General features: G+C 68.0%; 19 protein-coding genes. 7 read left to right on the top strand and 12 right to left on the bottom strand.

What is annotated here, in order from left to right; genetic code table 11:
• The first annotated feature begins 15 nt into the window (after positions 1-15).
• The 7 genes from AC07PV_RS01160 (at position 16) to asd (ending at position 6,348) form a co-directional block, all read left to right on the top strand.
• Positions 16-1,203, top strand: coding sequence for an ABC transporter substrate-binding protein (locus AC07PV_RS01160; protein WP_218294749.1), 1,188 nt, complete (start codon positions 16-18; stop codon positions 1,201-1,203).
• A gap of 155 nt (positions 1,204-1,358) precedes the next feature.
• Positions 1,359-2,000 (top strand): LysE family translocator, encoded by a 642-nt coding sequence (locus AC07PV_RS01155; protein WP_494629134.1) that lies wholly within the window; start codon positions 1,359-1,361, stop codon positions 1,998-2,000.
• A gap of 18 nt (positions 2,001-2,018) precedes the next feature.
• Positions 2,019-2,882 (top strand): branched-chain amino acid ABC transporter permease, encoded by an 864-nt coding sequence (locus tag AC07PV_RS01150; protein ID WP_218294747.1) that lies wholly within the window; start codon positions 2,019-2,021, stop codon positions 2,880-2,882.
• 64 nt (positions 2,883-2,946) lie between these two features.
• Complete coding sequence (locus AC07PV_RS01145; RefSeq protein ID WP_218294746.1) at positions 2,947-3,951, top strand: branched-chain amino acid ABC transporter permease; 1,005 nt, start codon at positions 2,947-2,949, stop codon at positions 3,949-3,951.
• Positions 3,941-4,717: an ABC transporter ATP-binding protein gene (locus tag AC07PV_RS01140; RefSeq protein ID WP_218341094.1), complete on the top strand. Its 777-nt coding sequence runs from the start codon at positions 3,941-3,943 to the stop codon at positions 4,715-4,717. The genes AC07PV_RS01145 and AC07PV_RS01140 overlap by 11 nt, the downstream gene beginning before the upstream one ends.
• Before the next feature lies 1 nt (position 4,718).
• Positions 4,719-5,432, top strand: a complete 714-nt coding sequence (locus AC07PV_RS01135; protein WP_369642642.1) for an ABC transporter ATP-binding protein — start codon at positions 4,719-4,721, stop codon at positions 5,430-5,432.
• 64 nt (positions 5,433-5,496) lie between these two features.
• Positions 5,497-6,348, top strand: a complete 852-nt coding sequence (gene asd / locus AC07PV_RS01130; RefSeq protein ID WP_218294743.1) for an archaetidylserine decarboxylase — start codon at positions 5,497-5,499, stop codon at positions 6,346-6,348.
• A gap of 39 nt (positions 6,349-6,387) precedes the next feature.
• On the opposite strand, the gene AC07PV_RS01125 is transcribed toward asd, so the two are convergent.
• The 12 genes from AC07PV_RS01125 to hutH all read right to left on the bottom strand — a co-directional run bounded on the left by AC07PV_RS01125 (position 6,388) and on the right by hutH (position 18,421).
• Complete coding sequence (locus tag AC07PV_RS01125; RefSeq protein ID WP_218294742.1) at positions 6,388-6,597, bottom strand: hypothetical protein; 210 nt, start codon at positions 6,595-6,597, stop codon at positions 6,388-6,390.
• A gap of 194 nt (positions 6,598-6,791) precedes the next feature.
• Positions 6,792-7,613 (bottom strand): N-formylglutamate deformylase, encoded by an 822-nt coding sequence (gene hutG / locus AC07PV_RS01120; protein WP_218294741.1) that lies wholly within the window; start codon positions 7,611-7,613, stop codon positions 6,792-6,794.
• A gap of 30 nt (positions 7,614-7,643) precedes the next feature.
• Entirely contained in the window at positions 7,644-9,041 is a 1,398-nt protein-coding gene (locus AC07PV_RS01115) for a formimidoylglutamate deiminase (RefSeq protein ID WP_494629133.1), read from the bottom strand.
• Entirely contained in the window at positions 9,031-10,329 is a 1,299-nt protein-coding gene (hutI, locus tag AC07PV_RS01110; protein WP_494629471.1) for an imidazolonepropionase, read from the bottom strand. Before hutI ends, AC07PV_RS01115 begins: the two co-directional genes overlap by 11 nt.
• 90 nt (positions 10,330-10,419) lie before the next feature.
• Positions 10,420-11,037 carry a HutD/Ves family protein gene (locus tag AC07PV_RS01105; RefSeq protein WP_369642646.1) on the bottom strand — a complete coding sequence of 206 codons (618 nt, stop codon included), beginning with the start codon at positions 11,035-11,037 and terminating at the stop codon, positions 10,420-10,422.
• Positions 11,038-11,054: 17 nt separating this feature from the next.
• On the bottom strand, positions 11,055-11,924 hold the full coding sequence (locus tag AC07PV_RS01100; protein WP_492245383.1) for a phytanoyl-CoA dioxygenase family protein: 870 nt from the start codon (positions 11,922-11,924) through the stop codon (positions 11,055-11,057).
• A gap of 55 nt (positions 11,925-11,979) precedes the next feature.
• The gene (locus tag AC07PV_RS01095; protein ID WP_255594646.1) at positions 11,980-12,774 is read right to left on the bottom strand and encodes an amino acid ABC transporter ATP-binding protein; all 795 of its coding nucleotides are present in this window, start codon (positions 12,772-12,774) and stop codon (positions 11,980-11,982) included.
• On the bottom strand, positions 12,771-13,439 hold the full coding sequence (locus AC07PV_RS01090) for an amino acid ABC transporter permease (protein WP_218341088.1): 669 nt from the start codon (positions 13,437-13,439) through the stop codon (positions 12,771-12,773). The genes AC07PV_RS01095 and AC07PV_RS01090 overlap by 4 nt, the downstream gene beginning before the upstream one ends.
• Positions 13,440-13,465: 26 nt before the next feature.
• Positions 13,466-14,215, bottom strand: coding sequence for a transporter substrate-binding domain-containing protein (locus AC07PV_RS01085; RefSeq protein WP_218341087.1), 750 nt, complete (start codon positions 14,213-14,215; stop codon positions 13,466-13,468).
• Between the two features lie 31 nt (positions 14,216-14,246).
• A complete protein-coding gene (locus AC07PV_RS01080; RefSeq protein ID WP_369642648.1) occupies positions 14,247-14,993 on the bottom strand; it encodes an IclR family transcriptional regulator in 747 nt (248 codons plus the stop codon).
• A 109-nt stretch (positions 14,994-15,102) separates the two neighbouring features.
• Positions 15,103-16,827, bottom strand: a complete 1,725-nt coding sequence (gene hutU / locus AC07PV_RS01075; protein WP_494629131.1) for a urocanate hydratase — start codon at positions 16,825-16,827, stop codon at positions 15,103-15,105.
• A gap of 52 nt (positions 16,828-16,879) precedes the next feature.
• A complete protein-coding gene (gene hutH, locus AC07PV_RS01070) occupies positions 16,880-18,421 on the bottom strand; it encodes a histidine ammonia-lyase (RefSeq protein WP_494629130.1) in 1,542 nt (513 codons plus the stop codon).
• Positions 18,422-18,429 lie beyond the last annotated feature (8 nt).

Genomic DNA, 18,429 nt, shown 5'->3' with positions numbered 1-18,429 from the left:
AAGGAGCTCCATTCCATGACCACCCGCCGCCTCGTCATCAGCCGCAGCGCCGCCCTCGTTGGCGCCGCATCCACGGGCCTGTTGCTGCCCTCCATCGTGCGTGCGCAAAGCGGCAAGGTACGGGTGGGTTTCATGCTGCCCTACACGGGCACCTTCGCCCAATTGGGGGTGGCCATCGAGAACGGCGTGCGCCTGGCCATCGACCAGCAAGGCGGCAAGCTCGGCGGGCGCGAGATTGAGTGGTTCAAGGTGGATGATGAGTCCGAGCCCAGCAAGGGCGTCGAAAACGCCAGCAAGCTGGTGCAGCGCGACAAGGTGGACGTGCTGATCGGCACCGTGCACTCGGGCGTGCAGATGGGCATCCAGAAGGTGGCGCGCGACACCGGCGTGCTCAACCTCATCCCCAACGCGGGCGTGCATGCCGCCACGCGCGCCCTGTGCGCCCCCAACGTGTTCCGAACCTCCTTCAGCAATTCCCAGCCCACGCTGGCCCTGGGCAAGGCCATGGTCGAGAAGGGCCACAAGAAGGCCGTCTGGATCACCTGGAAGTACGCGGCCGGCGACGAGGCCTTCGAAGGCTTCAAGCAAAGCTACACCGCCGCGGGCGGCACCATCGTCAAGGAGCTGGGCCTGCCCTTCCCCAATGTGGAGTTCCAGGCGTTGCTGACCGAGATCGCCGCGCTCAAGCCCGATGCCGTGGCCTGTTTCTTCGCCGGCGGGGGCGCCGCCAAGTTCATCCGGGACTACGCGGCGGCAGGCCTCAAGGACAAGATTCCGCTGTACGGGTCGGGCTTCCTGACCGAAGGCGTGCTGGACGCCGCGGGCCCTGCGGCCGACGGCATCATCACCACCATGCACTACAGCGATTCGCTGGACACGCCGCGCAACAAGCAGTTCCGCCTGGAATACGCCAAGGCGTTCCGCAGCCAGCCCGACGTCTACGCGGTGCAGGGCTACGACACGGGCCTGCTGCTGGTGCAGGGCGCCAATGCCGTGAAGGGTGATCTGTCTGCCAAGCCCGCCGTCATCAAGGCCATGGAAAACGCCACCATCGACAGCCCGCGCGGCAAGTGGACGATGAGCAAGTCGCACAACCCGGTGCAGGACATCTACCTGCGCCGCGTGGAGAACAAGGAAAACAAGGTGATCGGCGTGGCCGCCAAGGCCCTGGCCGACAGCGGCGCAGGATGCCGAATGGGCTGAAGCCCCCGCGCGCCGCGGACGGCCCGCCCAAGGCGCGCCCCGCCTTCCGTGGCGGCAACCCGCGACTTTGACACAATGCACCAAGGGGCTGCCCGGGGGCAGGCCCGTCTGCCGTGCGCCCGGACTTTGCGGCCACCTTCCTCGAACCTTTTTCCATGTCGCTCAGTACCTACCTGCTTTACCTCGCCGCAGTGGCCCTGCTGGTCCTGTCCCCCGGACCGACGATGCTCATGTGCATGACCAGTTCCCTGCAGCACGGCCCGCGCAAGGCCCTGGCCGCGGCGGCAGGCAGCGTGACAGCGGTTCTGGGCACGATGCTGCTGTCCGCCCTGGGGCTGGGGGCGCTGCTGGCGGCCTCCGAAACCGCATTCTGGGTGCTCAAGGCCGCGGGCGCGGCCTACCTGATCTGGCTTGGCATCAAGACGTTCCGCAGCCAGACCACGGTGTTCGACCACATGCCCGCGAAGGGCGACCAGTCCAAGGCCACGGCCTTCGCGCGCAAGCTCTACGTCCAGGGGTTGATCGTGGGCGGCAGCAACCCCAAGGCGTTGCTGTTCTTCACCGCGTTCTTTCCCCAGTTTCTGGATCCTGCAGCGGCGTGGGCGCCACAGTTCGCCGTGCTGGCAAGCACCTTTGTGGTCTTTGAATTCACGGTGCTCACGCTGTGCGCCCTGGGCGTGGCGCGCCTGGCACCGGTGCTGCGTTCAGGCACCCGCATGCGCTGGTTCAACCGCGTCTCGGGCGGCCTGTTCACGCTGATGGGCACGCTCCTGCTGGCCACGCGCCGCGCCGCCTGACCCTTGCGCCAGCACGCCATGGACTTCGCCACTTTCCTGATCCAGCTGCTCAACAGCGTGCAGTACGGGCTGCTGCTGTTCATGCTGGCGGCGGGCCTCACCTTGATCTTCGGGATCATGGGCGTGGTGAACCTCGCGCACGGAAGCTTCTACATGCTGGGAGCCTACCTGGGCTATTCGCTGTCGGGCTACTTCGGCAGCCTCACGCTCGCCATCCTTGGCGGCACGGTGCTGGCCGTGGTCTTTGGCCTGGCTCTGGAGTGGCTGCTGTTTCGCCACTTCTACCACCGCGACCACCTGGACCAGGTGCTGCTCACCTTCGGCCTCATCTACATCTTCGAGGAACTGCGCTCCATCCTCTGGGGCGACGACGTGCACGGCGTGGCGATTCCGCCGGTGCTGGAATGGTCCATCCCGCTCACCGACACCCTTTCCTACCCCGTGTACCGGCTCTTCATTTCCGGGGTCTGCATCGCGCTGGCGCTGGCCCTGTACCTGCTGATCTCCAGGACCCGGCTGGGCATGAAGATCCGCGCCGGCGCGTTCAACCGCGACATGGCCGAATCGCTGGGCGTGAACATCAAGCTCATCCATGCCATCGTGTTCGCCCTCGGCGTGGGGCTGGCCGCCGTCGCGGGCATGGTGGCCGCGCCGGTGTCCAGCGTCTATCCCAACATGGGCTCCTCGGTGCTCATCATGTGCTTCGTGGTGGTGGTGATCGGCGGCATCGGTTCCGTGCGCGGCGCACTCATCGCGGCGCTGCTGGTGGGCTTTGTCGATACATTCGGCAAGGTGCTCTTGCCCTCCATGGCCGGGATGCTGGTCTATATGCTGATGGCGGCTGTGCTGCTGTGGAAACCTGAAGGTCTTTTCAAGCAATGATGCCCCCCACGTTCATCACTTCGTGTATTTCGCTGCCCGCCCCGGGGCGGCCCGGCGGCAGCGCATGAGCACGCCCCGCGCCAACATCGAGGTGCTGCCGCGCAGCGTGCAATTCGCCCTGGCACTGGGGCTGGCTGCGCTGCTGCTGTTCCCGGTCGTCGGCAGCGACTTCTACGTGCAGATGGTCACGCGCATGATGATCATGGCCATCTTCGCCATGAGCCTGGACCTGCTGCAGGGCGTGACCGGCCTGGTGTCGCTGGGCCATGCCGCCTACTTTGGCGTGGCGGGCTACGCGCTCGCGTTCCTCACGCCCGCCGACATGCCGGTGAGCCTGTGGTGGTCGCTGCCGCTGGCCGTGGCCGGCGCGGGGCTGGTGGCGCTGTTCATCGGCTTTTTCGTGGTTCGCACGCACGGCATCTACTTCATCATGGTCACCATGGCGTTCGCGCAGATGGTGTTCTATCTGTTCTTCGACAACAAGGTCCTGGGCGGCTCGGATGGCCTGTACATCAACTTCCGGCCCGACGCCTCCATCTTCGGCTGGCTGCCGTTCGACCTGGAAGGCCGCAAGACCTTCTACTACTTCACCCTCGCCCTGGTGGTCATCGTCTATGTGCTGCTGCGCCGCCTGCTCTGGAGTCCGCTGGGCCGCGCGCTTTCGGGCATCCGCATCAACGAGCACCGCATGCGCGCCATGGGCTTTGGCACGCGCGGCTACAAGCTCACCGCCTTCACCGTGGCGGGTGCGCTCGCGGGGCTGGCGGGCTACCTGTGGGGCGCGCAGACGGGCTATGTGAACCCGGAGCTGATGGGCTTTCACATGAGTGCCCACGCCATCATGATGATCATCCTGGGCGGCATGGGCAACTTCGCGGGCGCCATCGTGGGCGCCTTCGCGTTCGAGTACCTGCTGCACGTGTTCAAGGACATCACCAAGCACTGGCAGCTGCTGATGGGCAGCTTCATCGTGCTGGTGGTGGTGGCCGCGCCGCGCGGGCTGCTGGGCATGCTGGGGCAGCGCCGGGCCGCCAGGGCGCAGGAGGAGGGTCCGCACCATGGCCGATGAAACCCTGCTCTCGGCCCGCCAGCTCACCAAGCGGTTCGGCGGCCTGGCCGCCGTCAACGGAGTGTCGCTGGACCTGTGGCGTGGCCGCATCCATGCCGTGATCGGCCCCAACGGCGCCGGCAAGTCCACGCTGACCAACCTGCTCTCGGGCGACCTGGCGCCCACCTCCGGGATGGTGCAGCTTGGCGGCACCGAGGTGACCGGGTGGGCCCCCGAGCGCATCTCGCGCCAGGGCCTGGGCCGCAGCTACCAGAAGACCAACATCTTCTTGCCGCTCACGGTGCACGAAAACGTGCGCCTGGCCGCCCAGTCGCGCGATGCGCAGCAGCCCTGGAATCCGCTGCGCTGGTGGCAGGACACGCGCGCCAACACTATCAAAAACAGAGCTACCCACGCACGCCTGGAAAGCGCCATCGAGCTTTCTGGCTTGAAGGACAGGCGCATGGCGATTGCAGGCGCCATGAGCCACGGCGAGCAGCGCCAGCTCGAAATCGCGATGACCCTGGCCACCGAGCCGCGGGTGCTGCTGCTCGACGAGCCCCTGGCCGGCATGGGCGTGGCCGAGGCCGAACGCATGGTCGAGCTGCTGCAGCGCCTCAAGCCCGCCCACGCCATCATGCTGGTGGAGCACGACATGGATGCCGTGTTCGCGCTGGCCGACCACCTTACCGTGATGGTCAACGGCGAAGTCATCGCCCACGGAACGCCCCCCGAGGTGCGTGCCGATGCCACGGTGCAAGCCGCATACCTGGGGGAGGATCACTGACATGGCGACTCCCTGGATTGATGCGCGCGGCATCCACACCTTCTATGGTCCCAGCCACATCCTGCACGGCGTGGACTTCACCGTCGGCCAGGGCGAGACCATCGGCCTCATGGGCCGCAACGGCATGGGCAAGAGCACGCTGCTCAAGTCGCTGATGGGCCTGGTCAAGCCCCGCTCCGGCTCGGTGACCGTCGCGGGCCGCGACATGACCGGCCGCCCGCCCTTCGAAGTGTCGCGCCTGGGCGTGGCCTACGTGCCCGAGGGGCGCGGCATCTTCGGCAACCTCAGCGTGGTCGAGAACCTGCAGATGGCCGCGCGCGCGGGAACCCGGGGCCAGCGGGACTGGACTTACGAACGCGTGCTGGAGACCTTCCCCCGCCTGAAGGAGCGCCTGGGCCACGGCGGCCAGCAGCTCAGCGGCGGCGAGCAGCAGATGCTGACCATCGGCCGGGCGCTCATGACCAACCCCGACGTGCTCATTCTCGACGAGGCCACGGAAGGCCTGGCGCCGCTCATCGCGCGCGAGATCTGGCGCATCTGCAGCCTCATCAAGGACAGCGGCATCAGCAGCGTGATCGTGGACAAGAACTGGAAACACGTCACGCAGATCACCGACCGCAACGTCATCCTGGTCAAGGGCCAGGTGGTGTTCGAGGGCAGCTCCGACGCCCTGCATGCGCAGCCGCAGCTGCTGGAGCAGTACCTGGGGGTATGAAGCCCCGGTGGCGGCAGCCCGCGCCGATAGAATCATCCGCTTTCCTCCTGAAGGGGCCCCACCCGTGTCTGATCGCCTGGCAGTCCTGCCGCAATACCTCATGCCCAAGCAGGCCCTGACCACCCTGGCCGGCAAATTTGCGTCGGCCCGGCTGGGTGGCCTCACGACCTCGGTGATCCGCCGCTTCGTGGCCCGCTACAACGTCAACATGGCCGAGGCGGCCAACCCTGACATCGCCAGCTACGCATCGTTCAACGACTTCTTCACGCGTGCGTTGAAGCCTGGTGCCCGCCCGCTGGCGCAGGCCGATCTGGTCTGCCCCGTGGACGGCGCCATCAGCCAGTTCGGCCCCATCGCCAAGGACCAGATCTTCCAGGCCAAGGGCCACACCTACTCCACCACCGCGCTGGTGGGCGGCGATGCCGCCGCCGCGGCGCGGTTTGACAACGGCCACTTCGCCACGCTGTACCTGAGCCCGCGCGACTACCACCGCATCCACATGCCCTGCGCGGGCGAGCTCACGCGCATGGTGCATGTGCCTGGCGACCTGTTTTCGGTGAACCCCACCACGGCGCGCGGCGTGCCCGGGCTGTTTGCCCGCAACGAGCGTGTGGTGTGCTTCTTTGAATCGGCGCAGGGGCCGTTCGTGCTGGTGCTGGTGGGGGCCACCATCGTCGGCAGCATGGCCACGGTATGGCATGGGCAGGTGAATCCACCGCGTCCGGGCACGCCGCGCCAATGGGACTATGCCCAGGGACAGGTGAGCCTGCGGCAGGGCGAGGAAATGGGGCGCTTCCTGCTGGGTTCGACCGTGGTGATGCTGTTTCCCCAGGGCCCGCTGCAGTTCAACCCGCAGTGGGCGCCCGCCCGGCCCATCCAGCTGGGCGAGGCGATGGCGCAGTTCGGCGCACGCTGAGGTTCGTCAGCCCGCGGTGGCGGCGCGCCGGGCGCCGCGTCAGAACCGGTCGGGAACGCGCGTGAGGTGGAAGGCCGTGGGCTCCACCCGAAGGGCATCGGGGTGCACCGGCGCATCGTGCCCCACCAGGTAGATCATCATCGCGTTGCGGCGCACCACCACGTGGCTGACCGTCTCGCGCTGCTGTCCCCATTGCACGGAGGCTCCGGGCTTGAAAAGGGGCATGTAGTAGTAGGCCGCTGGATCCATGAGGGGGTGCGGCTCCTTCCGCATTGGCTGACCGGGCACAGGGTGGTGAAAACAGGGGGCGCCCGCCGGGCGATTCCGAACCATCGCTGCAGCCATACTAGCACCGAACCCCCGCCACCCTGGCCCATGCCGCTACAAGAATTCGAGCAGAGGGGCACACCGCCGCACCGTTGGGGCCCCTGCGGACCCGTGGATCAGCGCGGAGCCTGGCGCGCGTGCGCGAATGCCAGCGCGGCCCGCAGCATGCGTTCGAGGTGCGGCTGCACGCGCTGCGCCACGTCGGGCAGGTAGTCGAACGGCAAGGATTCCTGCATGTAGCTGCACTGCGTCATCTCCAGCTGCACGGCATGCACGCCCTGCCCCGGCTGGCCATAGTGGCGCGTGATGTGCCCCCCCTTGAAGCGGCCGTTGAGCACCGCCGTGTAGCCGCCCGCGGCCTCCGCGATGGCCAGCAGCTCCCGGGCCAGTGCGGGATCGCAGCTTTCGCCGTTGGCCGTGCCCAGGTTCAGGTCCGGCAGCTTGCCTTCGAAGAAGCGCGGGAGCACCGAGCGGATCGAATGCGCGTCCCACAGCACGGCCACGCCATGCCGGGCGTGGATGCGATCGAGCTCGGCGCGCAGTTGCGCGTGGTACGGCGCCCAGACGGCATCGCGGCGCGCGGCGACTTCGGCTTCGCCCGGCACGTCGCCCTGGGCGTAGATGGGCGTGTCGTCAAAGGTATCGACCGGGCACAGGCCGGTGACGCTCTGGCCGGGGTAGAGGCTCGCGCCGTCGGGCGGACGGTTCAGGTCCACCACGTAGCGCGAGTGCGTGGCCACCAGGATGGAAGCGCCCATGTCGCGCGCAAAACCGTACAGCCGGTCCATGTGCCAGTCGGTATCGGGCACCTGGCGGGCCTCTTCGGTAAACCGCGCGGCCAGCGCGGGCGGCACGTAGGTTCCCGCGTGGGGCATGGAGATCAGCAGCGGCTGGGTGCCTTGGTGAAAGACAAACGGAGATGGTGCGGTGTCGGTCATGGTGGGTTCAGAAATAAAACAAAGACAGCCTCAATCCGGCGCGATGGTGGCCGACCGGGCTGCCACAAAGGCCCGGGCCGCCGATTCATGGAGTACATGCCGGCCTCCGGACACGCGGCGCACGCCCGCCACCCAGAGGCTGCCGATGGCCGAGGTCCGGTGGCTGCCAAACACATGGGCCGAGAGCATGCTGTGCGCGGGCAGATCGCGCAGCGCCACATGCTGCGCGTCCAGCACCACCATGTCGGCCTGCTGGCCCACCGCGATGCCGCCAACGGCCCGCCCCGCGGCCTGCGCCCCGCCAGCCACGGCCTGCAAGGTCATGGCGGTTGCGACCTCGGGCTGCGCGGCGGAGGCCAGCACATTGCGCTGCCGGCGTGACAGGCGCTGGCTGTACTCCAGCATCAACAGCTCTTCGGCCGCATTCACACAGGCATGGCTGTCCGAGCCCACGCCCCAGCGCCCACCCTGCTGCAGCCACAGCGGCATGTCGAAGATGCCGTCGCCCAGGTTCGCTTCGGTGGTGGGGCAGATGCCAGCGACGGCGCCGCTGCGCGCGGCGCCGGCGTATTCATCGGGCGTCATGTGGGTGGCGTGCACCAGGCACCAGCGTTCGTCCACCGGGGCGTGGTCGAGCAGCCACCGCACGGGGCGCTGGCCGCTCCAGGCGATGCAGTCGTCCACCTCCTGCGTCTGCTCGGCGATGTGGATGTGGATGGGTGCGTGGGGATCGAGGGCGGCGAGGCCCTGCACGGCGGCGGTCAGGCTCTCGGGCGGCACGGCACGCAGCGAGTGCGGGGCCAGGCCCAGAACGGCCCCCTGCGCCCGTGCAGCGGGCGCCAGGCGCTCCAATAAAGAGAGCATATTGCCGGTGCTGCGGATGAACCGGGCCTGGTCGGCCCGTGGTGGCTTGGCGCCAAAGCCGCTGGTCTGGTAGAGCACCGGCAGCAGCGTGATGCCCATGCCCGCGTTGCGGGCGGCGCGCAGCAGGGCCAGCGACAGCGTGGCGTCGTCGGCATAGGGTGTGCCACCCTGGTCGTGGTGCACGTAGTGGAACTCGCACACCGAGGTGTAGCCCGCCTCCAGCATCTCCACATACAGCCAGGTGGCGATGGCCTCCAGCGATTCGGGCGTGATGCGGGCGGCAAAGCGGTACATGAGGTTGCGCCAGCTCCAGAAGCTGTCCTGGCTTTCTGCCCGGTACTCGGTGAGCCCGGCAAACGCGCGCTGGAAGGCGTGCGAATGCAGGTTGGGCATGCCGGGGAGCACCGGGCCAGCAGCCACCGGCGTGCCTGCTGGCACCGCAGCATCGGAGGCCACGCCGGTGATGCGCCCTGCCCCATCCCACTGCACCAGCACATTGCGCGCCCAGCCGGTGGGCAGCAGCGCATCGGCCGCAAAAAGGCTGTGTGAAGCGTCAAGCGCCATGGCGGGCCCCCTGCTGTGTTTGGATGCCCATGCCATCGGCCACCACCTGCCCCTGCCGCACGACGGTGCAAGCGGGCTTGTGGCCGTACCAATAGGCCAGCTCGGCCGCATCGCCCAGCGGCCACAGCACAAAATTGGCGGGCCTGCCTGATGCGATCAGGCCGTGGGAATCTTGCAAGCCCAGCGCGCGCGCGGCGTGTGTGGTGATGCCGGCCAGGGCCTCGGGCACCGTCAGGCGGAACAGCGTGCACGCCATGTTGGCCATGAGCAGCAGGCTGAGCGCGGGCGAGGTGCCGGGGTTGTGGTCGGTGGACACCGCCATGGGCACGCCGGCCTCGCGCAGCTGCGCGATGGGCGGCAGGTGCGTGTCGCGCAGCGTGTAGTAGGCACCCGGCAGCAGCACGGCCACGGTGCCCGCGGCCTTCATGGCGGCGATGCCCTCCTGCGACAGGTGTTCGATGTGGTCGCACGACAGCGCGCCGTAGCGCGCGGCCAGGGCCGCGCCGCCCATGTCCGAGAGCTGCTCGGCATGCAGCTTGACCGGGATGCCCAGCTTTTGCGCGGCCTGGAACACCTGCTCGGTCTCGGCCAGCGTGAAGGCGATGCGTTCGCAGAACACATCCACCGCATCCACCAGGCCTTCTGCCGCCAGCGCGGGCAGCATCTCGTTGCAGACGAGGTCGGTGTAGTCCTGGCTGCGCCCTGCGTATTCGGGCGGCAGCGCGTGCGCGCCCAGAAAGGTGGTGCGCACCGTCACGCCGAACGCCTCGCCCAGGCGGCGGGCCACGCGCAGCTGCTTGCGCTCGTGCGCGAGGGCCAGCCCATAGCCGGACTTGATCTCGATGGCGCACACGCCCTCGTCCAGCAGGGCCGAGAGGCGCGGAGCGGCCAGGGCAAAGAGCTCGTCTTCCGACGCCCCGCGCGTGGCCTTCACCGACGACACGATGCCGCCACCCGCCCTGGCCACTTCTTCGTACGTGGCACCCGCCAGCCGCATCGCGAACTCGTTGGCGCGCTGGCCGCCGTAGACCAGGTGGGTGTGGCAGTCCACGAGGCCGGGCGTGGCCAGCGCGCCCTGCCCATCCCAGCGGTGCAGGGGATGGAAGGCCGGCGGCAGGTGCGCCTCGGGCCCGATCCAGGCCATGCGGCCGTCCTGCACCACCACGCAGGTGGGTTCGCCCTCGGGCACGGGCACATCGGCCGCCACGAGTCCGGCCACGGGCTTCAGATTCACCCACACGCCCTCGGCGCTCTCGCCGGCCGGGCCACCGGGCCGCGCCTGCTGCATCTGCTTGTCTGCCGGAAGGTTCATGGTATCAATTGCTATGCAAACAATAGCTGCCAGCGCTTATTCAGCAAGCGCCAGAGGCCATTTTTATCAAAATTCCGTTCTGGAACCACGCTCCAGCGCGATCCAGGCCAGCGCCGGCGCATCCGCCGCACTGCCGCCATGGGCGGGCTCCAGGCGCCCCTGCAAGGCAGCACCCTCCTGCACCCACCAGAAGCCCTGCCCTGCGTGCAGCACGCGGGGCTCGCCGCCCTGCTCTCCCGGCACCCATCGCCAGCCACCCTGCAGCACCATGCACAGGCCGGCGTGCACGCCCGCGGGCGCCCGCGCCTCGCCTGCCACCTGCAGGGCGCCGTGCCAGGCGCCCCGGCGCAGCATGAGGTTGAAGTCCTTCGAGGTGCCGCCCAGCATGGCGCCGTCCACGGCGTCGTCCCCCGGGAAGGCGAACGGCTGCCAGCGCTGGTCCAGCCCGTGCTCCCAGCCCGGGCCGCGCAGGTGCAGGCCGTCGCCTCCCAGCAGCATGATCTGGCGGTCGATGCCCGGAAAGACCGAGAACGGGCCGGGCCGGTCGACCGTGGCCAGGCTGACCCGCCACTCGAAGGCGTTCATGTCCGCTCCCGGCGGCCAGCAGGCGAGTTCCTGCGTGCTGCCGCCGCCATTCTTCCAGGGCGTGGCGGGGGTGGCGGCAAGGTCAAAGAAGACTGGCATCCCCATCGGTGCCCCGCTCATCGCGCACCCTCCCCGGCCTGCACCGCTTCGGCCACCAGCAGCGGAAACAGCGGGTGGTCCATCTCGGCTCCGGCGGGCAGCACGTCGGTCAGGCCCGCAAACTCGGGCGAGGTCTTCCAGGGCCGGGGGGCGTGGCGGATGTCGTCGCCCAGAAAGCGCACCGAAAACACGCGCCGGCGGTTCACGCCCTCCACCCCGCCCGCGGCGTGCAGGGTGAGCATGTGAAAGCACACCACATCGCCGGGCTCGATCTCCCAGCCGACGATGGGGAAAGCCTCGCGGCGGGCCTCGACATCGGGCAGGTCCTGCAGGCTGCCTTCAGGGAACCACTTGGCCTGGTTGTCCATGAAGGTGCGCGGCATGAGCCAGGGCCCCTTGTGCGAACCGGCCACGAATTCAAGCGTGGCCGCGCGCGACACCGGATCGACCGGAATCCACATGCTGATGTTCTGCAGGCCTTCGATGTTGTAGTACGGCTGGTCCTGATGCCACGGAGTGCGCTGGCGCGTGCCGGGCTCCTTCACCAGCACATGGTCGTGGTACAGCCGCACGGTGCGCGACCGCATGAGGCGCTGCGCGGCCAGGGCCAGCGGCGTCTCGCGCACGAAACGGCCGAACTGCGGGATGTCCTGCCAGTTGCAGAAGTCCTCGAAGAAACGGCCCGGGTCGTCGGGGCGGCTGGCCACCTTGGCGCGCGGGCTGGGCGCGGCCAGGTTGGCGTCGATGCCTTCGCGCAGCAACGCCACCTCCCCGGGCGTGAGCAACTGCTTGATGCACAGCGCGCCGTCGCGGTCGAAGCGGGCAATGTCGTCCTGGGTCAGGCGCTCTTGCAGGCGCTGCTGCATCACGGGTGAAAGCGGGGACATCGGGGGTTTCCTCCTCTGGGGTTGACGGCAACCGTGCACAGCGCCGCGCAGCGCCTCAGGCGCGGGTGAGCACGGCCTGCAGGAAGGAGCGCGTGCGCTCCTGCGTGGGGTTGGTGAAGATGGTGGCGGGGGCGCCGGCCTCGATGATGCCACCGCCGTCCATGACGACGACCACGTCGCCCACCTCGCGCGCGAAGTCCATCTCGTGGGTGACGACCATCATGGTCATGCCTTCGCTGGCCAGCAGCTTCATGACCTGCAGCACCTCGCCCACCAGCTCCGGATCGAGCGCCGAGGTGGGTTCGTCGAACAGCATCACGCGCGGCTCCATGGCCAGTGCACGGGCAATGGCCACACGCTGCTTTTGCCCGCCGGACAGGCTGGCGGGCATGGCCGACGCCTTGTGCGCCAGCCCCACCTTGGCCAGCAGGGCCTGGGCACGCTCGTCGGCCTCCTTGCGCGAGAGGCCGCGCAGCTTGCGCGGGCCCAGCGTCACGTTGTCGAGCACCGACAGGTGCGGGAACAGGTTGAACGACTGGAACACCATGCCGACCTCCTCGCGCAGCGCGTTGAGGTCATGGTCGGGCAGCATGCGGCCTTCCTGCACCAGCGTGCGGCCGCAGATCTCGACCGTGCCGCCCTCGGGCTGCTCCAGGCCGTTGCAGCAGCGCAGGAAGGTGCTCTTGCCCGAGCCGCTGGGCCCGATGACCACCACCACCTGCGATGGGAACACGTCGAAGTCGATGCCACTGAGCACCACATGGCTGCCAAACGACTTGCGCAGGCTGCGAATGCGCACGATGGGCTCGGAAGCCGGGTTCGCGCCGGTCACTGCAGACGTTGTCTTCATTGCACCATCCCTCCGGCGCGCAGGCGCAGTTCCATGCGGCGCAGCACCAGCGTGGTGGCCCCGGTCAGAATGAAATACACCACCGCGATCGCCAGGTACACCTCCAGCGAACGGTACGACACGCTGATGATCTTCTGCCCCTCGTGCATCAGGTCGTGGATGGTGAGCAGCGACACCAGCGCCGAGTTCTTGATGAGTGCGATGAACTCATTGCCCAGCGGAGGAATCATGCGCACCACCGCCTGCGGCAGCACCACGGTGCGCATGGCCAGGCCCGAGGACATGCCGATGGAGCGCGCGGCCTCCATTTGCCCCTTGTCGATGGACTGGATGGCGCCGCGCACCACCTCGGACACGTAGGCGCCCGAGTAGATGCCCAGGCCGATCACGCCGCACACAAAGGCGGGCAGGAGAATGCCGAACTGCGGCAGGCCAAAGAACAGGATGAACAGCTGCACCAGCAGCGGCGTGCCGCGGATCGCGGCCACGTAGGCGGTGCACAGGGCGTAGACCACGCGGCGCCTGGGGTTCAGGCGGCCAATGCCCACCAGCAGGCCCATGACGCAGCCCAGCAGCAGCGAGGCGGCCGTGATTTCCACGGTGACCAGCGCGCCCGCCAGCAACTGGGGCAGCCCGGCCCAGACAGGAGAAAAATCGAGTTCCATGGTTCAGTCCGGCAACGGTCCGTGGCTTACTTGGCAGCGCTGTTGCTGAACCACTTCTTGACGATGGCCGCATAGGTACCGTCGGCCTTGAGCCTGGTGATGGCGCCGTTGACGGCCTTCGTCAGCTCGGGCGTGTCCTTGCGCAGGGCCATGCCGTATTCCTCGGTGGTGAGCTGCTCGTCGAGCACACGCAGGCCCGGGCGGGTGCGCACGTACTGGAACGCGGCGGGCTTGCCGGTCACGGCGGCATCGGCCCGGCCGATGTCCACCAGGTTGAACATCTCCTGGTTCTTCTCGACCTCGACGCGCTGCACCTTGGGGAATTTTTCGGTCAGGTATGCCACCGACTTGGTGCCCACCTGCACGCTGACTTTCTTGCCGTCCAGGTCGGCCAGCTTGTGGATGGTCTTGTTGTCGGCCTTCACCATCACCACCAGGCCGCCGGCGTAGTAGGAGTCGGTGAAGTCCACCACCTTCTTGCGCTCGTCGGTGATGTAGATGGCCGATACCGCCATGTCGAAGCGCTTGGAGATCAGGCCGGGAATCAGGCCCTTGAAGTCGATGTCCACCCATTCGACCTGCTTGCCCATGGCCTTGGCGATCGCTTCCACCAGCTCGACGTCAAAGCCCGTGCGTTTGCCATTCTCGACGAACTCCATGGGCGGGAACGTGGCATCGGTGCCCACACGCAGGACGTTGTCCTGGGCCTGCGCACCCGTGGTGCAAAAGGCGGCGGCGGCCAGGCTGGCCAGAAGAAGGTTGCGACGAAGGTTCATGGGGAAAGCTCCTGGGGAGGGGTGAGGGAAATCAGGGAGAAGTGAGCTGGCGGGAGATGCGCGCGGCGGCGATGACGGCCATGCCGGTGAGCGCGGCCTCCTGCCCCTGGGCTCGCAAGATCGGGGCCATCAGGGTGATGGCCCCCGCGGCCTGCCGGGGAGAGCCGAACACGGGCACGCTGACACCCCAGACACCGGCATCCACCTCGCCGGAGCTGACGGCGTAGCCCGCCTTGGCAATGCCTTCCAGCTCGGCCAGCGCCGCCTGGCGCTCGGGGGTGCCCGCGCCGTAGTGCAGGTCCAGAATGGCATTGCGCGTGGCCGGGGCCACATGGGCCAGCAGGCACTTGGCGGAGGCGCCGGCGCGCAACGGCACGCTGCGCCCCTTTTCGAACGAGCAGCGCAGGGCCTGCGTGCTGTCCACCATGTCCAGGCATACCACGCTGTCGTTGACGGCCACCACCAGCCCCACGCTTTCGTGGGACTGCCGGGCCAGGGCCTGCATGTCCGGCCGTGCGTGGTGCACCAGGTGCGACGCCATGTCAAAGCCCAGGGCCAGTTGCAGGCTCAGCGGCCCGGGCGCGTAGTGCCCGCTGCTCTCCAGCACGAAGCCCCACAGCTTGAGCCGCGCGAGCTGCCGGTACAGCGTGCTGCGCGCCAGGCCCGTGGCCTCCATCAGCTCGGCGGCCGACATGGGTTGGCCATGCTGCGCCAGCACCGCCAGCACGTGCAGAACACGGTCGGCGGCGGCAACGGAGGTCGGTCCACGGGTGGGCATGGACTCAGTATCAAAGGATTGCAGCGGCATTCAAACCCAACATTCCCACCGAATGGGAATGCCGTTCCCTTTTTTCACATCCCTGTCACACCTCCTTGCCGACGCTGTTTCACTTCACCATGGGCAGCTTCAGGCCCTGCTTCTTCGCCGTTTCCACGGCCAGTTCGTAGCCTGCGTCGGCATGGCGCATCACGCCGCTGCCGCAGTCGTTGACCAGCACGCGCGCCAGGCGCTCGGCCGCCGCATCGGTGCCATCGGCCACGATGACCATGCCCGAGTGCTGCGAGTAGCCCATGCCCACGCCGCCGCCGTGGTGCAGGCTGACCCAGGTGGCGCCGCCCGAGGTATTGAGCAAGGCGTTAAGCAGCGGCCAGTCGCTCACGGCGTCCGTGCCATCCTTCATGCCTTCGGTCTCGCGGTTGGGACTGGCCACGCTGCCGGTATCGAGGTGGTCACGGCCGATCACGATGGGCGCCTTCAGCTCACCGCTCTTCACCATCTCGTTGAAGGCCAGGCCCGCGATGTGGCGCTCGCCCAGGCCCAGCCAGCAGATGCGCGCGGGCAGGCCCTGGAAGGCGATGCGCTCGCCCGCCATGTCGAGCCAGCGGTGCACGTGCTTGTTCTCCGGGAACAGCTCCTTGATCTTGGCGTCGGTCTTGCGGATGTCTTCCGGGTCACCCGACAGCGCCACCCAGCGGAACGGGCCCTTGCCTTCGCAGAACAGGGGGCGGATATAGGCGGGCACAAAGCCGGGAAAGTCGAAGGCGTCCTTCACGCCTTCGTCAAACGCCACCTGGCGAATGTTGTTGCCGTAGTCCACCACCGGGATGCCCATGTGCTGGAAGTCGAGCATGGCCTGCACATGCACGGCGCAGGACTTGGCAGCGGCCTTCTTCAGCACCTCGTGCTGCGTCACATCCTGCTGCGCGGCGCGCCACTGGGCCACCGTCCAACCTGCGGGCAAGTAGCCGTTGACGAGGTCGTGGGCGGAGGTCTGGTCGGTGACGAGGTCGGGCTTCAACCCACCCGCCTGGGCGCGCTTCACCAGTTCAGGCAGCACGTCGGCCGCATTGCCCAGCAGAGCGATGGAGATGGCCTCCCCGGCCGCCGTGTGCTGCTGAATGAGCTCGATGGCGTGGTCGATGTCGCGCGCCTGCTTGTCCACATAGCGCGTGCGCAGGCGAAAGTCGATGCTGCTTTGCTGGCATTCGATGTTGAGCGACACCGCGCCCGCGAAGGTGGCGGCCAGCGGCTGCGCGCCGCCCATGCCGCCCAGGCCCGCGGTCAGGATCCACTTGCCCTCGAGCGAGCCGCCATAGTGCTTGCGGCCGGCTTCGGCAAAGGTCTCGTACGTGCCCTGCACGATGCCTTGCGTGCCGATGTAGATCCAGCTGCCGGCGGTCATCTGGCCGTACATGAACAGGCCCTTCTGGTCCAGCTCGCTGAAGTGCTCCCAGTTGGCCCACTTGGGGACCAGGTTGGAGTTGGCCAGCAGCACGCGGGGTGCGTTGGCATGGGTCTTGAACACGCCCACCGGCTTGCCGGACTGGATGAGCAGGGTTTCGTCGTCGTTCAGGTCCTTGAGCGAGGCGAGGATCTGGTCATAGCACTCCCAGTTGCGCGCGGCGCGGCCGATGCCGCCGTACACCACCAGGTCCTGCGGGCGCTCGGCGACTTCGGCGTCCAGGTTGTTCTGGATCATGCGGTAGGCGGCTTCGGTGAGCCAGCTCTTGCAGGTGAGCTGGCTGCCGCGCGGCGCACGGATCACGCGGCTGGCGTCGTGGCGGGGATCGGTGTTGGAAGCGGCTGCAATGATGGCGTCGTTGGCGTTCATGGTGGGCTCCTGTGAATGGGTGGCGTGGCAAAGAGAGAAAGAAAGGAAAAAATCAGGAATGGCTGGGCAGGCACTGCAGCAGCGGCGCGGGCCATGGCGTCTCCGAGGCCCATTCGCGCATGGATTCGATGTCGGTGGCCAGGAAGCGGTCTTGCTCCAGGTAGGCCACGCGCTGGCGGATGGCAGCGAACTGGTCTTCGATGAGCACAGAAGATTTCAGGCTGCGGTCGAACTCCATGCCCTGCGCGGCGGCCATGGCCTCGATGCCCACCATCACCGCCGCATTGCGCACCATGTCGCCCAGGCGGCGTGCGCCGTAGGTGGCCATGGAAACGTGGTCTTCCTGGTTGGCCGACGTGGGCAGGCTGGTCACGCTGCTGGGGTTGGCCAGGCACTGGTTCTCGGCCGCCAGCGCGGCGGCGGTGACCTGGGCGATCATGAAGCCCGAGTTCACGCCGCTGTCGCGGATCAGGAAGGCCGGCAGGCCCGACAGGCCGGGGTCGAGCAGCAGCGACAGTCGGCGCTCGGAGATGGCCCCGATCTCGGCCACGGCCAGCGCGATGATGTCCGCCACGAAGGCCACGGGCTCGGCGTGGAAGTTGCCGCCCGAGATCACGTCGCCGTTGTCGAATACCAGGGGGTTGTCGGACGCGGCATTCGCCTCGATGGCCAGCACGCGCGCGGCGTGGTGCAGGTTATCGAGGCACGCGCCCATCACCTGCGGCACGCAGCGGATGGAGTACGGGTCCTGCACGCGGCCGCAGTGGGGATGTGAAGGGTCGATGGCGCTGCCATCCAGCAATGCGCGCACGGCGGCCGCCACGGCGATCTGCCCCGCCTGGCCGCGCGCCTCGTGGATGCGTGCGTCAAACGGCTTGACCGAGCCCTTGATGGCCTCGAGCGACAGGCAGCCTGCGACCAGCGCGGCGGCGAAAACGCTCTCCGCGCCGAACAGCCCCGCCAGCGCGAGCGAGGTGGATACCTGCGTGCCGTTGAGCAGCGCCAGCCCTTCCTTGGGGCCCAGCACGAACGGCGCAAGGCCGATGGAGCGCATGGCCTCGGCCCCAGACACCACCGTGCCATCGACCTTGGCCTGCCCTTCGCCGATCAGCACGCAGGCCAGGTGGGCCAGCGGCGCCAGGTCGCCCGACGCGCCCACCGAACCCTTGGCCGGAATCACGGGCAGCACGTTGGCGTTGGCCATGGCCAGCAGCGCATCCACGATCTCGGGACGGATGCCCGAATGCCCACGCGCCAGGCTGATGGCCTTGGTGGCCAGGATGAGGCGCATCACGGGATCGGGCAGCGCATCGCCCGTGCCCACGCTGTGGGACAGCACCAGGTTGCGCTGCAGCTCGGCGAGGCGCTCGTGGGCGATCTTGGTGCTGGCGAGCTTGCCGAAGCCGGTGTTGATGCCGTAGACCACCTGGTCCTCATCCACGATGCGCTGCACCGTGGCCAGCGACGCCTGCATGAGGGCACGCGCCGACGGGTCCAGCGACAGCTGCACGGGCGCGGCGTGGATGCGGCGCAATTCAGCCAGCGTGACCCGGCCGGGATGCAAGATCAGGGAGGAAGTGGTGGTTTTTGTCATGGCATTGA

The sequence above is a fragment of the Acidovorax sp. GW821-FHT09A11 genome (genome assembly GCF_059418365.1).
The sequence above is the reverse complement of the archived record's forward strand: the minus strand, read 5'-3'. Positions and strand labels throughout refer to the sequence as shown.